This window comes from Pseudomonas sp. 44 R 15, assembly GCF_900004965.1.
GTDB lineage: Bacteria > Pseudomonadota > Gammaproteobacteria > Pseudomonadales > Pseudomonadaceae > Aquipseudomonas > Aquipseudomonas orientalis_A.
This window is the reverse complement of the sequence record NZ_CVTU01000061.1, coordinates 1-15,296: the sequence shown is the minus strand read 5'-3', so window position 1 is coordinate 15,296 and position 15,296 is coordinate 1. Positions and strand designations below refer to the sequence as shown.

General features: G+C 62.6%; 13 protein-coding genes. 8 read left to right on the top strand and 5 right to left on the bottom strand.

The window, feature by feature from the left end; genetic code table 11:
- The 8 genes from BFP93_RS07180 to BFP93_RS07145 form a co-directional block, all read left to right on the top strand.
- Nucleotides 1-729: lipocalin-like domain-containing protein (locus BFP93_RS07180; protein WP_065892587.1), on the top strand; the 729-nt coding region annotated here is incomplete at its 5' end.
- Nucleotides 730-876: 147 nt separating this feature from the next.
- Entirely contained in the window at nucleotides 877-2,319 is a 1,443-nt protein-coding gene (locus BFP93_RS07175; RefSeq protein WP_065892586.1) for a hypothetical protein, read from the top strand.
- A 726-nt stretch (nucleotides 2,320-3,045) separates the two neighbouring features.
- Nucleotides 3,046-3,969: a substrate-binding domain-containing protein gene (locus BFP93_RS07170; RefSeq protein WP_065892585.1), complete on the top strand. Its 924-nt coding sequence runs from the start codon at nucleotides 3,046-3,048 to the stop codon at nucleotides 3,967-3,969.
- Nucleotides 3,970-4,031: 62 nt separating this feature from the next.
- On the top strand, nucleotides 4,032-5,540 hold the full coding sequence (locus BFP93_RS07165; protein ID WP_065892584.1) for a sugar ABC transporter ATP-binding protein: 1,509 nt from the start codon (nucleotides 4,032-4,034) through the stop codon (nucleotides 5,538-5,540).
- Nucleotides 5,506-6,498, top strand: a complete 993-nt coding sequence (locus tag BFP93_RS07160) for an ABC transporter permease (RefSeq protein WP_065892583.1) — start codon at nucleotides 5,506-5,508, stop codon at nucleotides 6,496-6,498. The genes BFP93_RS07165 and BFP93_RS07160 overlap by 35 nt, the downstream gene beginning before the upstream one ends.
- Before the next feature lie 27 nt (nucleotides 6,499-6,525).
- The gene (locus BFP93_RS07155) at nucleotides 6,526-7,605 is read left to right on the top strand and encodes an alcohol dehydrogenase catalytic domain-containing protein (RefSeq protein ID WP_065892582.1); all 1,080 of its coding nucleotides are present in this window, start codon (nucleotides 6,526-6,528) and stop codon (nucleotides 7,603-7,605) included.
- 2 nt (nucleotides 7,606-7,607) lie between these two features.
- Nucleotides 7,608-9,140: an FGGY-family carbohydrate kinase gene (locus tag BFP93_RS07150; RefSeq protein ID WP_065892581.1), complete on the top strand. Its 1,533-nt coding sequence runs from the start codon at nucleotides 7,608-7,610 to the stop codon at nucleotides 9,138-9,140.
- A gap of 135 nt (nucleotides 9,141-9,275) precedes the next feature.
- Nucleotides 9,276-10,001: an SDR family oxidoreductase gene (locus BFP93_RS07145; RefSeq protein ID WP_065892580.1), complete on the top strand. Its 726-nt coding sequence runs from the start codon at nucleotides 9,276-9,278 to the stop codon at nucleotides 9,999-10,001.
- Here the strand turns inward: BFP93_RS07145 and BFP93_RS07140 are convergent.
- The 5 genes from BFP93_RS07140 to BFP93_RS07120 form a co-directional block, all read right to left on the bottom strand.
- Entirely contained in the window at nucleotides 9,998-11,002 is a 1,005-nt protein-coding gene (locus BFP93_RS07140; protein WP_065892579.1) for a LacI family DNA-binding transcriptional regulator, read from the bottom strand. The two genes, BFP93_RS07145 and BFP93_RS07140, sit on opposite strands and share 4 nt — an antisense overlap.
- A gap of 58 nt (nucleotides 11,003-11,060) precedes the next feature.
- A complete protein-coding gene (locus tag BFP93_RS07135; RefSeq protein WP_065892578.1) occupies nucleotides 11,061-11,924 on the bottom strand; it encodes a LysR family transcriptional regulator in 864 nt (287 codons plus the stop codon).
- 79 nt (nucleotides 11,925-12,003) lie between these two features.
- Entirely contained in the window at nucleotides 12,004-13,260 is a 1,257-nt protein-coding gene (locus BFP93_RS07130; protein WP_065892577.1) for a Vps62-related protein, read from the bottom strand.
- 656 nt (nucleotides 13,261-13,916) lie between these two features.
- Nucleotides 13,917-14,672: a proteinase gene (locus tag BFP93_RS07125; RefSeq protein WP_065892576.1), complete on the bottom strand. Its 756-nt coding sequence runs from the start codon at nucleotides 14,670-14,672 to the stop codon at nucleotides 13,917-13,919.
- 107 nt (nucleotides 14,673-14,779) lie between these two features.
- On the bottom strand, nucleotides 14,780-15,296 hold a 517-nt coding region (locus BFP93_RS07120; RefSeq protein ID WP_176717554.1), incomplete at its 5' end, for a TolC family protein.

The window sequence follows — 15,296 nt, the reverse complement described above, 5'->3', positions numbered from 1 at the left end:
AGCCGCCACTACGCCGCCGAGCGCTTTGCCCGGGGCGGCGTCGGCCAGGCCGGGGCGCAGGCGCTGCCGTTCAACGCCTGGATCGATGACTGGAACTTCGCCACCCGCCCTGGCGCCGCCAACCCCCTGGCCGATATGCAACTCAAGGCCAGTGGCGCGCAGTTCGCCTACGACCTGCAACTGACCTCCAGTCGCCCGCTGGTGCTGCAGGGCGACCACGGCTACAGCCGCAAATCCGACCAGGGCCAGGCGTCCTACTACTACAGCCAGCCGTTCTTCAGCGCCAACGGCAGCGTCACGCTCGACGGCCAGACCTACCAGGTCAGCGGCAACGCCTGGCTCGACCGCGAATGGAGCAGCCAGCCCCTGGCCGCCAACCAGACCGGCTGGGACTGGTTCTCCCTGCACCTGGACCGAGGCGAACAACTGATGCTGTTTCGCGTGCGGCAAAAGGACGGCGGCGGCTACCTCACCGGCACCTGGATCGACGCCCAGGGAGGCACCGAGACTCTGCACAACGCGGATATCCAACTGGCGCCGCTGACCACCACCGAGATTGACGGGCGCAGCATTCCCACGCGTTGGTCGCTGAAAATCCCCGGCAAGCACCTGGACATCACCCCCGAGGCCGTCAATTCGAAGGCGTGGATGAACCTGGGCATTCCCTATTGGGAAGGGCCGGTGAAGTTCGACGGTGGGGTGGGGTATCTGGAGATGACGGGCTACTAGCTGATCGATTGGCCCCCCTCGGAACGGTCAACCCACTCTCAAAAAAACTACTGTACATAAAACCAGTATTGTCCTAGAGTCCATCCCAGGTGACCGGATGTCGCCGATCACCTGAGCTTCTATTTTTTAACTATGGATGGATAAAAAATGAAATCGAAAAAAGCCCTTATGCTGGGCGCGGCCATGATGGCCTCCTGCTTCGTCTCGGCTTGCGCCCTCGCTGATCAAGCGCCTTCGAAACTCAGTGCCGAAGCGATCAAGCAGGCCGTGAACACGGCGCTCAAGTCCGGCGGCAAGCTGGACGCGTCGAAGGTGTCGCCTGAGCTCAAGCAAAAACTCTCAGTGGCCAAGTCCGGCCAGTCTAAAACGGTGACCAAAGCCCTCAAGTCCGCGCCGTTCGACAGCGTGGTCGGTGAGCTGAAGAAACCGGCGCAAAGCCAACTGAAAAGCGCGGCGGTTGCAGCGTTTGAACCGCTGTTCCCCACCCTGGATATCAACACGCTTTACACCGTCGATGGCGTGCAGGCCGGTAACGAGTTTGCCTACCACTTCAATCTGGCGCAGAACGCGCGGGTGCTGGTGCAACTGGTCAACCAGAGTGCAGGGGCGGACATGTCGCTGACCCTGTTCCAGGATGACGGCCAGGGCAATCTGAGTGTGGTGGGTTCTTCGGACGCCGCAGGCAATGCCGATGAATACCTCAACGGTGTACTGTCGGCAGGTGACTACTACTGGTACATGGTGGCCAAGGTCGCCGATAACGCGCAGTTCAGTTTCGGCGTGGCGGTGGACAGCAACATCGACGCATTCGAGCCCAACGACAGCGCGCAAACCGCGTTCGTATTGCCCGACTCGATGAACAAGGTCAGCGGCAACCTCGACAATGCCGGCGATGTCGATTACTTCGACTTCAAGGCGGTACGTGGGCAAAGTGTGAGCATGTACTTGGCGGGCGACGAGGACGGCAGCCGTAACCAGTGGATCTTCGACCGATTCGATGGCGCCAATTGGATTACCGTGCCGGCCGGCTCCACCTCGACCTATCCGAGCGTAACGCCGGGCACCACCGTGAAGGTGCGTGTGCGGGCCAATCCGGCGGTGGCGCAGGACCCGAGCAAGTATTACCAGTTGAGCCTGGGCTCCACGCCGCGCCTGAACACCAGCAGTGTCAAGGGTGACAACATCGTACGGGTGCCGGTGAGCGAGATGCCGCTGGCCACCCAGACCGCACGGCTGCTGAATTGGTCGACCCAGTGGTCGGACTCCACCGGCGCGCCGCTGCTGGGCGTCACCCCGGTGTTGCGCGTGGATAACCACTTCGTCGACTTTAACTACCGCTGGGTCGACTACAAGGCGACCACCAACAGCGCGGGTGTCTCCCAGGCCACGGCCAATATCGGTACCTGCTTCGGTGATTACACCACGGTGATCAACGACAGCAGCACCGGCGTACCGTACATCTGGAGAACCACCTACAACCAGGGTGGCTGGCGCATCGAGCTGGCCGAATTCCCCGGCGTGGGCGTCGGCGGTAACAACGCGCAATACGTCAGCCTGGGGCATATCTGCACTCAGGACATCATCCATTGATTCAGTGATGTGAAACAGAAGGGGCAGCCTCCAGGGGCTGCCCCTTTTTTGCGCCGTCTGCCGCACATTTTTGCAGGCTGCAACAATTCGAATGTGGGAGGGGCGGTGCAACGATTCGACTTGCCCCCGATGGCGGCCTCTGGGCCGACCGGGATGTTGGATTGGAACGAGTACATATCCGTTTCTGCGGTAACGGCTGCTAATGGTTCCGCTTTTACAGCGGCTCACTTTTGAAAAGCGCAAAAGTAAGCAAAACGCTCTTGCCCCACCACTCGGCACCTCGCCTAGGCTCGGTGTGCCCGAACGCAGGCTTGAATCCGTGGGCCGCCGCCACGCGCCATCCATGGCGCGGGGCGGCTAACCCGGCGTCCTGCCGGGTTGCCCACGGATTCAAGCCTTCGTTCGGCCAGCGTGGTTTAACGGGGCGCCTGAGATCAGGATCAAAAGCAGAGCAAGATCAAGAGCGGCTCGCTTCGCATCGTGGTTACGGTTGGGCGCTGCTGAGTTGTGTAGATACCTATGCCCCGATGAGGCAGTGTCAGTAAATGCATTGCTAACTGATACACCGCTATCGGGGGCAAGTCGAATCGTCGCACCGCCCCTCCCACATTTGGATCGAGTCTGACCAATGGCCCCTTGCGCGGACCTAATTTCCTTGTTAGCTTCTGGCAAAATGTTAACGATAACATTTGCTCTAAAAATAAAAACAAAACAGAGACCCACGCCATGAAAATGCTCCCGAAAACCCTGTGTTTATTGGCTGCCAGCATCACTCTGGGCAGCGTTTCCCCTGTGTTTGCCGAAGCCGCCAAGCCGATCCGCATCGGCGCCTCCTTCCAGGAGATCAACAACCCCTATTTCGTCACCATGAAAAACGCCCTGGAAGAGGCCGGCGCGAGCATAGGGGCGACATTGATCATTACCGACGCCCGGCATGACGTGTCCAAGCAGGTCAGTGACGTCGAAGACATGCTGCAAAAAGGCATCGATATCCTGCTGATCAACCCGACCGACTCGGTCGGTGTGCAATCGGCGGTCAAGTCCGCCCATGCTGCCGGTGTGGTCGTAGTGGCAGTGGACGCCCAGGCGGAGGGCCCGCTGGATTCTTTCGTCGGCTCGAAAAACTTCGATGCCGGTTTCCAGGCCTGTGAGTACCTGGCCAGGCACATCGGCGACAAAGGCAATATCGCCATCCTCGACGGCATTGCCGTGGTGCCGATCCTCGAACGTGTGCGCGGTTGCAAGGAGGCGGTGGCCAAGCACCCGGACATCAAGATTGTCAGCATCCAGAACGGCAAGCAGGAACGTGACCAGGCGCTGACCGTCACCGAAAACATGTTGCAGGCCCAGCCCACCCTCAAGGGCATTTTCAGCGTGAACGACAACGGCTCCCTCGGCGCGCTGTCGGCCATCGAAGCCAGCGGCATGGATGTGAAGCTGGTGAGCGTCGACGGTGCGCCGGAAGCGATCAAGGCGATCCAGAAACCCGGCAGCAAGTTCATCGCCACCTCGGCCCAATACCCCCGTGACCAGATCCGCCTGGCCCTGGGTGTTGCCCTGGCCAGGAAGTGGGGCTCGCAAGTGCCCGCCACGATCCCGGTGGACATCACCCTGATCGACCAGGCCAAGGCCGGAAACTTCAGCTGGTAAACCCCTGCGCCCCACGTCTGCCGTGGGGCGCAGGTCTTCCTTCTGAGTACGAGGCCTTCGGTATGAGCAGTCTTCTGAAGCTGGAAAATATCTGTAAGCGTTACCCGGGGGTGCAGGCCCTCCAGTCCATCAACCTGCAAGTGGAGCGCGGCGAAATCCACGCGTTGCTCGGGGAGAACGGCGCGGGCAAATCCACCCTGATGAAGATCCTCGGCGGCGTCGAGCATCAGGACGAAGGGCAGATCCTGATCGACGGCCAGCCCCGGCAATTTGCGACCTACCGTGATGCGATTGCCGCCGGCATCGGCATTGTGTTCCAGGAATTCAGCCTGATTCCCTACCTCACGGCGGTGGAAAATATCTTCCTCGGCCATGAGCTGAGCAACCGCTTCGGCCTGTTGCGTAAACGCGAAATGCTTGAGGCCTGCCAGGCGTTGTTCAAGCGCCTGGGCGTGTCGATTAACCTGGAATGCGCCGTCAGGCACCTGAGCGTGGCCGAGCAGCAGTTCGTCGAGATCGCCAAGGCCCTGGCCCTGGATGCGCGTTTGCTGGTGCTCGATGAACCTACCGCAACGCTGACGCCCAGCGAGGCCGAGCTGCTGTTCGAGATCATGCGCGAACTCAAGCGCCAGGGCGTGGCAGTGATTTTCATCTCGCACCATCTGGAGGAGATTTTCCAGGTGTGCGACCGCATCAGTGTGTTGCGCGATGGCGGCAATGCAGGCGTCACCGCCGTGGCCGACAGCGATATCGACCGTCTGGTCGAGATGATGGTCGGCCGCCGCCTGGAATGCAGTTTCCCGCCCAAGCCCAGCACCGCACGCGGGCCTTTGCTGCTGGAGGTCAAGGACATCCAGCTGGTGCGCAACGGCCCGCATAACCGCTTTGACTTGCACAGCGGTGAAATCCTCGGCTTTGCCGGCCTGGTCGGTTCCGGTCGCACCGAACTGGCCCTGGGCATGATGGGCGCGCTGCCCTCGGTGAGCAAAGACGTGTGGCTGCGCGGCGAAAAGGTCAGCCTCGACGACCCGGCCCAGGCCCTGGCGCACGGCATCGGCCTGCTGCCGGAGAGCCGCAAGAGCGAAGGGCTGATCACCGACTTCAGCATTCGCGAAAATATCTCGTTGAACAACCTGCCCAAATACCAGAACGCCGCGGGCCTGATCGACACGGCCAGGGAATGCGCCAGCGTCGAAGCGCTGATGCGCCAGCTGTCGATCAAGGCGCCCAGCGCGGAAAGCCGCGTGTTCAACCTCAGCGGCGGCAACCAGCAGAAGGTGGTGATTGCCCGCTGGATCAACCACCACTGCGACGTGCTGGTGTTCGACGAACCCACCCGGGGCATCGATGTCGGCGCCAAGGCGCAGATCTACGCGCTGATGCGCAGCCTCACCGAACAGGGCTACGCGATCATCATGATTTCCTCCGAACTGCCGGAAGTCATCGGCATGTGCGACCGCGTCGCGGTCTTCCACAAGGGCGCGATCGTCAAGGTGCTGGAAGCGTCCGCCGTCAATCCTCAAGAGGTCATGCGCCATGCAACAGGGGGCTCAAGTGAATACGTCCATTAATGCCGCAGGCACCGGCCGGTTGCGCCTGAACCTGGCGCGGTTGCTGCGCTCGCCGGCGTTTTATCCCTTTGTCGGGCTGGTGGTGGTGACCCTGGTGATGATTCTCGCCAGCGACACCTTCCTCACCGCCGGCAACCTGTCGAACATTGCGCGCCAGGTGTCGATCAACGCGATCATCGCGGTGGGCATGACCTGCGTGATTCTTACCGGCGGCATTGATCTGTCGGTGGGGCCGGTGATGGCGCTGTCCGGCACGCTCACGGCCGGCTTGATGGTCGCGGGGCTGCCGCCGGGCCTGGCAATCGGTGCGGGGATGCTGGTGGGTGTGGCGTTCGGCATCGGCAACGGCCTGTTCGTGGCCTACCTGCATATGCCGCCGATCATCGTGACCCTGGCGACCATGGGCATCGCCCGGGGCCTGGGGCTGATGTACACCGACGGCTATCCGATTTCCGGGTTGCCGGAGTGGTTCGCGGTGTTCGGCCGCGCCAGCGTATTGGGCATCCAGGTGCCGATTCTGATCATGCTGCTCACTTACCTGACGGCCTATGTGCTGCTGCAGCACACGCGCATCGGTCGCTACATCTACGCCATCGGCGGCAATGAGGAGGCGGTGCGCTTGTCCGGGGTACGGGCGGCGCGCTTCAAATTGCTGGTGTACGGCATCAGTGGCCTCACCGCAGCGATTGCCGGGCTGGTGCTGACCTCACGCCTGATGAGCGGCCAGCCGAATGCCGGTGTGTCGTTCGAACTGGATGCGATTGCCGCCGTGGTACTGGGCGGTGCGTCGATTGCCGGCGGGCGCGGCGTGATCATCGGCACCTTGCTCGGCGCCATGTTGCTCGGCGTCTTGAACAACGGCTTGAACATGCTCGGCGTATCGCCTTACGTGCAGAGCGTGATCAAGGGCGCAATCATTTTGCTGGCGATCTTTATCAGCCGTCAGCGCCATCGCTAACCCTCTATCCACACAGGAACGAACACCATGGACAAGCACACTGATATGCAAGCCGTCGTCTGCCACGGCCCCAAAGACTACCGCCTGGAGCGCATCGGCAAACCCCAGGCGCGGCCCAATGAACTGGTGATCCGCATTGCTGCCTGCGGCATCTGCGCCAGCGATTGCAAGTGCCATTCTGGCGCGGCGATGTTCTGGGGCGGCGACAATCCTTGGGTCAAGGCGCCTGTGGTGCCGGGCCACGAGTTTTTCGGCTATGTGGTGGAGGCGGGCGAGGGCGCCGAGGAGCACTTCGAAGTGACGGTGGGCGACAAGGTGATCGCCGAGCAGATCGTGCCTTGCAGCAAGTGCCGATTCTGCAAGTCGGGCAAATACTGGATGTGCGAAGTGCACAACATCTTCGGCTTTCAGCGTGAGGTCGCCGAGGGCGGTATGGCTCAATACATGCGCATTCCCAAGACGGCCATCGTGCACAAGATTCCCGAGTCGGTGTCCCTGGAAGACTCGGCGCTGGTGGAGCCCATGGCCTGCTCGATCCATACGGTCAACCGTGGCGATATCCAGCTTGACGACGTGGTGGTGATTGCCGGCGCCGGCACCCTGGGCCTGTGCATGGTGCAGGTGGCGGCGCTGAAGACGCCGAAGAAACTGGTGGTGATCGACATGGTCGACGAGCGTCTGGAGCTGGCGAAAAAGTTCGGCGCCGATGTGGTGATCAACCCGTCGCGGGACAACGCTCGCGCAATCATCAACGGCCTTACCGATAATTATGGCTGCGACGTGTACATCGAGACCACCGGCGTACCGGCCGGCGTCACCCAGGGCCTGGACCTGATCCGCAAGCTCGGGCGCTTCGTCGAATTCAGCGTGTTCGGCGCCGAGACCAGCGTGGACTGGTCGATCATCGGCGACCGCAAGGAGCTGGACGTACGCGGCGCCCACCTGGGTCCGTATTGCTACCCAATTGCCATCGACCTGTTCGAACGCGGCCTGGTCACGTCAAAAGGCATCGTCACCCATGACTTCCCGCTGGATGACTTCGCCGAGGCCTTCGAGCTGGCCAACTCGACCAAGTCGATCAAGGTGCTGTTGAAGCCGGTGCTCTGACGATGAACTACGTGATGGGTGTAGACATAGGGACCCAGAGCACCAAGGCGCTGCTGGTGGATGCCCACGGCACGATCATCGCCCAGCACAGCCAGGGCTATCGCGTGGATACGCCGAAAGTGCGCTGGGCCGAGCAATGGCCGCAGGTCTGGCTGGATGCGGTCGAGGCGTGTGTGGCGCAGTGCATGCTCAAGGCCGGTGTTGCGGCGCAACAGGTCAAGGCGTTGTGCATCAGCAGCCTGTACGGCGGCTCGGGAATCGCGGTGGATGCGCAGATCACACCGTTGCACCCGTGCCTGATCTGGATGGACCGTCGTGCCGGTGAGCAAGTGGCGTGGGTGCGTGGGAATGTCGATCTGGACCGAATGTATGCGGTCACCGGCAACTCGCTGGACAGCTACTACGGCTTCACCAAGATGCTCTGGCTCAAGCAGCACCAGCCTGACGTGTGGGCCAACACGCGCTACCTGCTGCCGCCCAACAGCTATATCAACTGGTGCCTGACCGGCGAGCTGGCGGTGGACCACAGCAGCGCCGGCAATATCGGCGGTGTCTACGATGTGGTTGCGCGCGGCTGGTCGGGCGAGATGCTCGATGCACTGGGCATCCCGCCGGCGATGATGCCGGAGCGGTTGCTGTATTCCGGCGAGGTGGTGGGCGGTTTGCTTCAGGACTGGGCCGCGCGCCTGGGCCTGCAGGCGGGCACGCCGGTGCTCGCCGGTGGCGTGGATGCGGCCATGGCGACCCTGGCGGCCGGCGTCACCCAACCGGGCAACCATGTGGCGATGATCGGCACCAGCATGTGTTGGGGCTACCTCAACCAGCGGGTGGACGCGCAGCACGGGTTGGTGAGCATGCCTCACGTCTATAACGGTCATCGCGACCTGTACATCTTTGGTGGTGCGATCACCGCAGGGGCCTCGGTCAGTTGGTTCCGCGAGCAGTTCTGCCAGGCCGAGGAGCAACAGGCCCGGGCCAGCGGCGAGGACAGCCTGGTGTTGCTCGAGCGCAGCGCGATGAATATCCCGGCGGGCAGCGAGGGCCTGTTGTTCCTGCCGTACCTGATGGGCGAGCGCAGCCCGGTGTGGGACGACCGCGCCAGCGGCAGTTTTGTCGGGCTGAACCTGTATCACACGCGCATCCACCTGTACCGCGCCGTGCTCGAAGGGGTGAGTTTTGCCCTGCGCCACAATATCGAAGCCGGCACCCGGGGCGCACATTCCCTTGACCCGCGCTTGATCGTGGTGGGCGGTGCGAGCCATTCGGATGTGTGGATGCAGATCATCGCGGACGTGACGCGCTACCCGGTGTACACCATCGTCCAGGAAGTCGAAGCGGCGCTGGGGGCGGCGTTGCTGGCAGCGCACACGGTGGGGTTGGTCAGTGATGAGGCGATGGACAAGGGCTGGGTGCAGTTGGCATTGCGGGCGCAGCCCAAGCGGGAGAATGTCGCGGTCTACGACCAGGCGTTTGCCGAGTACCTGAAGCTGTATCCCGCGCTGAAACCGATCATGCATAACCTGCAGGCCAACTGACCCGACAGGGTCAAACATGTGGGAGGGGGCTTGCTGCCGATGGCGGTGTAACAGTCGCCCCGGTGTTGAATGACACACCGCTATCTGGGGCAAGCCCCCTCCCACAGGGATCACCATTGTTTCGGGAATTTTATCATGCAGGCTACTTTCGACTTCACTCACCAGCGCATCCTCGTCACCGGCGCCAGCAGCGGCATCGGCCGCGAAATCGCCCGGCAGCTGATCGCCAGTGGCGCCGAGGTCTTCGCCCTGGGCCGCGACGCCCAGGCCCTGGCCGAACTGGGCTGCCACAGCCTGAGCGTGGATATCGCCGACAGCGCCGCACTCGACCACGCCTTGAGTGAGCTGCCGGCGCTGCACGGCCTGGTCAACTGCGCCGGCATTTCACGCCTGGAGCCCGCCGCCGCCATCAGCGCCGAAGCCTTCGACCAGGTGATGCAGGTCAACGCCCGCGCCGCGGCGCACGTGGCCAGCCGTGTGGCGGCAAAAATGATCGAAGAGAACATCGCCGGCAGCATCGTCAACGTCTCAAGCCAGGCCTCGCTGGTGGCGCTGGATGATCACCTGAGCTACTGCGCCTCCAAGGCCGCCCTCGATGCGATCACCCGCGTGCAATGCGCCGAATGGGGTCGCTTCGGCATTCGCGTCAACAGCGTCAACCCCACTGTTACCCTTACGCCGATGGCGACCATGGCCTGGTCCGATCCGGTCAAGCGCGACCCGGCACTGGCCGCCATTCCCCTGGGCCGTTTTGCGCACACCGTGGACGTCGCGTTGCCGGTGCTGTTCCTGCTCAGCGATGCGGCCAGCATGATCAGCGGCGTGAGCTTGCCGATTGATGGCGGCTATACCAGCCGTTAGCCGTTCTCCAACTGCCCGGCGATGACCACCTTGTCCCGTGGCTTGTGCGGGTCTTGCAGGCGATCGAGCAACAGGCGCACCGCGCTGCTGCCGGCCAGCGACGCATCGTGGGCCACGCAGGCGATGGGCACGCCGAAAATATCGGCGAAGGGCAGGCGGTCGATGCCGCAGATGGTCAGGCTGTCGTGGGCGATGTTGTGCATGCGCAACGCGCGCAGGGCGCCGAGGGTGATCAATTGGTTGAAGCCCATGATCGCGTCCGGCGCCGAGTGCGCGGCGAGGTAGTCGAGGGTGTGCAGGTAGGACGGCATCAGCGTGTAGTCCCCGGCCTGCACCTCGACCTGCACCTGGGGATGCTCGGCCAGCACTTCGCGCAGGCCCTTGAGGCGTTCGACGGTGATGCGCGAGTGTTCGGGGCCGGTCAGCACCAGCAGGCGCTTGAGGTCCGGGGTCTGGCGCAACAGGTAATGCGCGGCCTGGATGCCGCTGTGGTAGTTGTCGAGCACCACGCGGCTGAACGGGCTGTCGTGGAGTGTGCGGTCAAGCAGCACCACCGGGGTCTTGCCGTTGCCCAGGCGCTCGAGATAGTCGGGCTGGTAGCTTGGCTCATCGGAGACCGGCGACAGGATGATCCCCGCCACGCGATAACCCAGCAGGGTATCGACGGCCTTGCTTTCCAATTCTTCGAGCTCATCGGTGTCCACCAGCATGATGGTGTAGCCGTGCTTTTTCGCTTCGCGGGAGATCGCCTTGATCATCTCGCTGTAGAACGGGTTGTCCACCGATGCGGTGATCACGCCGATGATCAGGCTTTCACTGCGCTTGAGCCCACGCGCGAAGGCATTGGGCACGTAGTCGAGTTCGCGCGCCACTTCCAGAATGCGCGCCAGGGTGGCGGGTTTGACCAGGTCAGGTTTGCTCAACGCCCGGGACACGGTGATGGTGGTCATGCCCACGCGTTTGGCGATGTCGCTGATGGTGACGGACTTTTTCTTGTTCATCGGTAAGGCTGCAAGAGGACACACCCGCAGGCTAGCATGCGCGCCGGCCCAGGGTGATTCAAATCAGCGGGTCCCAGCGCTGCGACCAGTCACCTTCGGCCTTGACCACTTCGCGCAACAAGGTCAACGCCTGCTGCAGCACCGCCGAATCCCGCGCCCGCGAATACACCAGGTACGTCGGGAAACTGAATTCCGGCGCCTTGGCCACCCGCTGCATCACGCCGCTGTCCAGGTAGCTCTGCACCACGCGCGTGCGGAAATACCCGGCGCCACCGTTCTCCAGGATGTACTGCAACGCCAGCGGCCCGAGGTTGAAACTCACGGCCGCGCGCGCGTGGTCGGGCAGGGCGGCGTCGTGCTGCTGGCGAAAACCCTGGCCCCAGTCGATATACACGTACGGCTCGGGCTGGCTCGTCAGTTGCACCAGGATCAGTTTTTCTTCCAGCACCTGCTCCACCTGCAAGCCCGGCCAGTACTGCGGCTGGAACACCAGCGCGGCGTCGAGCACGCCCAACTCCAACTGGCGCAACAGGTATTCGCCCTCGCGAATTTCGGTGCGCAGGGCATGCCCGGGGATATGCTCGCGCAGCGCCTTGGCCCAGCCGAGCATCAGCGGGTTGCACAGGCTGACCTCACCGCCGATATGCAGCACATTACGATAGCCATCGGGCAACGGCAGGTCGCGGCGCGCCGCTTCCCAGGTTTGCAGCAACTGGTTGGCGTACACCACGAAGGCCTCGCCGTCGGCGGTCAGACGGGCACCGGCGCGATTGCGCACAAACAGCGTACTGCCCAACTGGTTTTCCAGGTTTTTCACCCGTGCGGTGATGGCGGTCTGGGTGACGTGCAGTTTCTCCGCCGCTGCGGCGAGGCTGCCGCAGCGGGTGATTTCGAGGAAGGTGCGTGCCAGCTCGATGTCCATGTCGGTTCCGAAATCAGAGGAAAGTCGGCGCCATTGTAGGACGACTGGCGGTAAAGGGTGAGCGCAATGGCGCGTTCACTCAGGGCAGGATAATTTCGGCGGACGTTTCTCCTGCTATGGAGCGGCTGACCCTGACGGTATTGCCCTGGGTCGCAGGGTATTCGCTCCAGTACAAGCTGTTTTCATTGCTTCGGGTATACATCTGGCCCACCTGGCGCCCATCCGCCCTGAGCAGGCGATAGTCGCTGTTGATCAGGTAGACCGCCACCGCCTTGTGAGGCCCCAGGGTGCACCAGACGGTGTAGGTTTCGGATTTGGCCCAGCCTCGGGTTTGCGTGCTGACATGGGTGACGCTCAGGCTGATTTTTGCAGAGGCCTTGAAGAAACTGGCGAATTGCAGTTCGACGCTGCTTTCTGTGCCGACGGTCTGCGAGGTGCTCTCGGTGGTCGACCCATTTTCGATGCGGGTACTCGCCCAGTTATAGCGTTGTACGGTCGAAGTGTTGTTATGCGCGTGGTTGAGCAACACGTAGTAATCCTTGCGCTCCAACTGGTAGTAGGGCGTCTGGGTCAACTGTTCCATAGGGGTCAGGTCGGGGTCTTCGATAGTGAACCAGGGCAGTTGGGTGACATAGGCCGTGGTGGTTTTTTCGAACGCTGAAGGCTTGGCGTAGCTGTGCAGAATGGGGGCGACGCTGGGCGCCGTCGATTCAATCAGCATATGTGCGCGCAGGGCATGCACGGGGGGACTGGCCAACGGTCGAGCATAGCCCGGCTGGCCCATGAAAGTGGCGGCGCTGAAATACACTTCAGCCGGTGGCGCAGTGGGCGGCTTGATACTCCAGGCGGAAAAATCCCCGGGTGCGCCGGTGCCTCGATCGCTCCACAGCAGTTCGTCGATGTGCGACGTGACCGGCAGATCATCACGCAGGCACCGAACCGCATTCACGGAAGGCTCAAGCAGGCCGTTGCCAACTACCAATCCCATTGCCACATAGCCTTCAGGCGGCACCGGGCGCCAGATCGACACGTTGTGCCCCGGTTGCTCAAAGGCCCATACCCGTTCGAAATCCGTGGGTGGCTTCAAGGCGGTACCCGTGGGGCCATTGGCATCGGCGACCACCGGCATCGCCTGGACGCCGTCGATGGTGTTGAAATTATCTTCAAGCCTGTCGCCGATCGGGTAGTAGCCAGCCAGCTTCGGAGGAATGCGAGGGCGCCAGAGACCGGCGGGCGCGTCGCCAAAATGCCCATCCTCGCGACGCCGGTTGTTCCAGAGCTGAGTAAAGTTGTTAGTGAAGTTGATCAGCAAGTCTTTGTATTTAAGGGGGACCATCGGGATCGCTCTGTTCAGTCGGGAAACCCCTGGCGGTTATCAGGCCGCCGGAGGGTTGAGTACGCTGGACAGTTGATACCTGCTGGAGCGGCGGGAAGCGGTAGATAGCTATTATTAGGGCAGGCATCTTTTGATTGGAATGCAGTGCAAATGTGGGAGGGGGCTTGCCCCCGATGGCGGCCTCTGGGCCGACCAGGATGTTGGATCAGATCGAGTACATATCCGTTTCTGCGGTCACGGCCACTTAGGGTTCCGCCCTGACGGCGGCTCACTTTTGAAAAGCGCAAAAGTAAGCAAAACGCTCTTGCCCCACCACTCGGCACCTCGCTTAGGCTCGGTGTGCCCGAACGCAGGCTTGAATCCGTGGGCCGCCGCCACGCGCCATCCATGGCGCGGGGCGGCTAACCCGGCGTCCTGCCGGGTTACCCACGGATTCAAGCCTGCGTTCGGCCAGCGTGGTTTAACGGGGCGCCTGAGATCAAGATCAAAAGCCAGATCAAGAGCGACTCGCTGCGCATCGTGGTTACGGTTGGGCGCTGCTGAGTTGTGTAGATACTTATGGTCATCGGGGGCAAGTCGAATCGTCGCACCGCCCCTCCCACATTGGGTTGTGGGGTGAATCAAGAGTGATCGAACTTCGGTAGATCCGGTACGGCTCACTCCCAGCCGCCACGGTCGAGACACCGGGTGTTCGCCGGAGGCTGTTTGCCGTAGGCCAGAAACTCCCCGAGCCAGCGGCTGACGCAGCCGTCGGCCGTGGCCTGGGCGGGTTCCTTGAGCAGCAGCGAGTCGACGCCGGACGCGCTCGGTTCGCCGCGCCCGGCGTTGACCAGCACCATGCGTGCGATGCGTTCGGGAAACAGCGTGGCGTAGCGGTTGCCCAGGCGCGCCGCGTCGGCATTGCCGACGTAGTTGAGCCGGGACTCGCCCAGTTGCCCGCGCACATACTCCATATCCTCTGCCGCCTGTTCGACGGCATCGCTGCCTTTGAGGTCGCGGCTGCTCAGTTCGATCATGTCGTAGCGGTCGACGAGCATGCGATACGCCGGGGTGGCGTAAGACTCCCAGCGGCCGGCCAGATGCAGGGCAAAGGTGGTGTTTCTGGCCGTACGCGGATCGCCGGACTGGATAAACACCACGCCCTCGCGGTTGAGCGGGTCGCGCGCGCCGACGCGTGTCACGCTCAAGCGCAGGCGGCCGCGGCCAGGGGCGGCATGGTCGCGGGGCACCGTCACCAGGCCACATTGGGTACGGGCGAGTACGTCGGGGTCGAGCTGCTCGAACACCGGGAACGGGCAATCGAGTAACCAATCAATGGCGGTGGGCGCGATCAACGGCTCGGCCAGGGCCAGGTGTGCGATCAGCCAGCCGCCGAGGCAGACCAGGCATTTTCCAACAACGCTGGATTTCATTAGAAGGTCCCGGGAAGCCGTGTGAAGTCGGCTTTTTTACCAAGGACCTTGGGTCTAATAATGTAAGGCGATTAAACGGATCGTGTACGAAACTGGAGTTTCGTTTATCAGGTGCCGCTATTCCAGCCACCGCCCAAGGCTTTGTACAACGCGATGCTGGCCTGCAGGCGCGACAGCCGCAGCTGCACGTCCAAGTCCTGGGCCGCGTACAACGTGCGTTGGGTCTCCAGCACTGTGAGCAAATCCTCGGCGCCCGCCTGGTAGCGGCTTTCGGCGATCTGGAACGCAGTCCGGGCCTGTTGCAGTTCTTCGGCTTGCCATTGGCGTTGCTGGTCGAGGCGGCTGATGCTGCTGAGGGCTTTTTCCACATCGGCAAAGCCGTTGATGATCGCCCCACGGTAGATTTGCAGAAGCTCATCCTGGCGCGCGCGGGCCTTGTCGCGTTCGGCGCTTAAACGACCGTTGTTGAAGATCGGCGCCACCAGGCCCGAGGTCAGGGTGTAGAACGGGCTGCGCAGGATCTCGTCGGCCTTGTAGGCGCCCGAACCCAGGGTCGCGCCCAGGGTCACCGCAGGCAGCATCGCCGCGCGGGCGACGCTGACGTCGGCACTCGCCGCCGCCAGC

What these genes read in the sequence shown, in the direction of transcription:
- BFP93_RS07135 (WP_065892578.1), bottom strand. Translation starts at nt 11,924, where the DNA reads ATGGACATCGAGCTGGCACGCACCTTCCTCGAAATCACCCGCTGCGGC.
- BFP93_RS07145 (WP_065892580.1), top strand. Translation starts at nt 9,276, where the DNA reads ATGCAGGCTACTTTCGACTTCACTCACCAGCGCATCCTCGTCACCGGC.
- BFP93_RS07165 (WP_065892584.1), top strand. Translation starts at nt 4,032, where the DNA reads ATGAGCAGTCTTCTGAAGCTGGAAAATATCTGTAAGCGTTACCCGGGG.
- BFP93_RS07160 (WP_065892583.1), top strand. Translation starts at nt 5,506, where the DNA reads ATGCAACAGGGGGCTCAAGTGAATACGTCCATTAATGCCGCAGGCACC.
- BFP93_RS07125 (WP_065892576.1), bottom strand. Translation starts at nt 14,672, where the DNA reads ATGAAATCCAGCGTTGTTGGAAAATGCCTGGTCTGCCTCGGCGGCTGG.
- BFP93_RS07150 (WP_065892581.1), top strand. Translation starts at nt 7,608, where the DNA reads ATGAACTACGTGATGGGTGTAGACATAGGGACCCAGAGCACCAAGGCG.
- BFP93_RS07175 (WP_065892586.1), top strand. Translation starts at nt 877, where the DNA reads ATGAAATCGAAAAAAGCCCTTATGCTGGGCGCGGCCATGATGGCCTCC.
- BFP93_RS07130 (WP_065892577.1), bottom strand. Translation starts at nt 13,260, where the DNA reads ATGGTCCCCCTTAAATACAAAGACTTGCTGATCAACTTCACTAACAAC.
- BFP93_RS07140 (WP_065892579.1), bottom strand. Translation starts at nt 11,002, where the DNA reads ATGAACAAGAAAAAGTCCGTCACCATCAGCGACATCGCCAAACGCGTG.
- BFP93_RS07170 (WP_065892585.1), top strand. Translation starts at nt 3,046, where the DNA reads ATGAAAATGCTCCCGAAAACCCTGTGTTTATTGGCTGCCAGCATCACT.
- BFP93_RS07155 (WP_065892582.1), top strand. Translation starts at nt 6,526, where the DNA reads ATGGACAAGCACACTGATATGCAAGCCGTCGTCTGCCACGGCCCCAAA.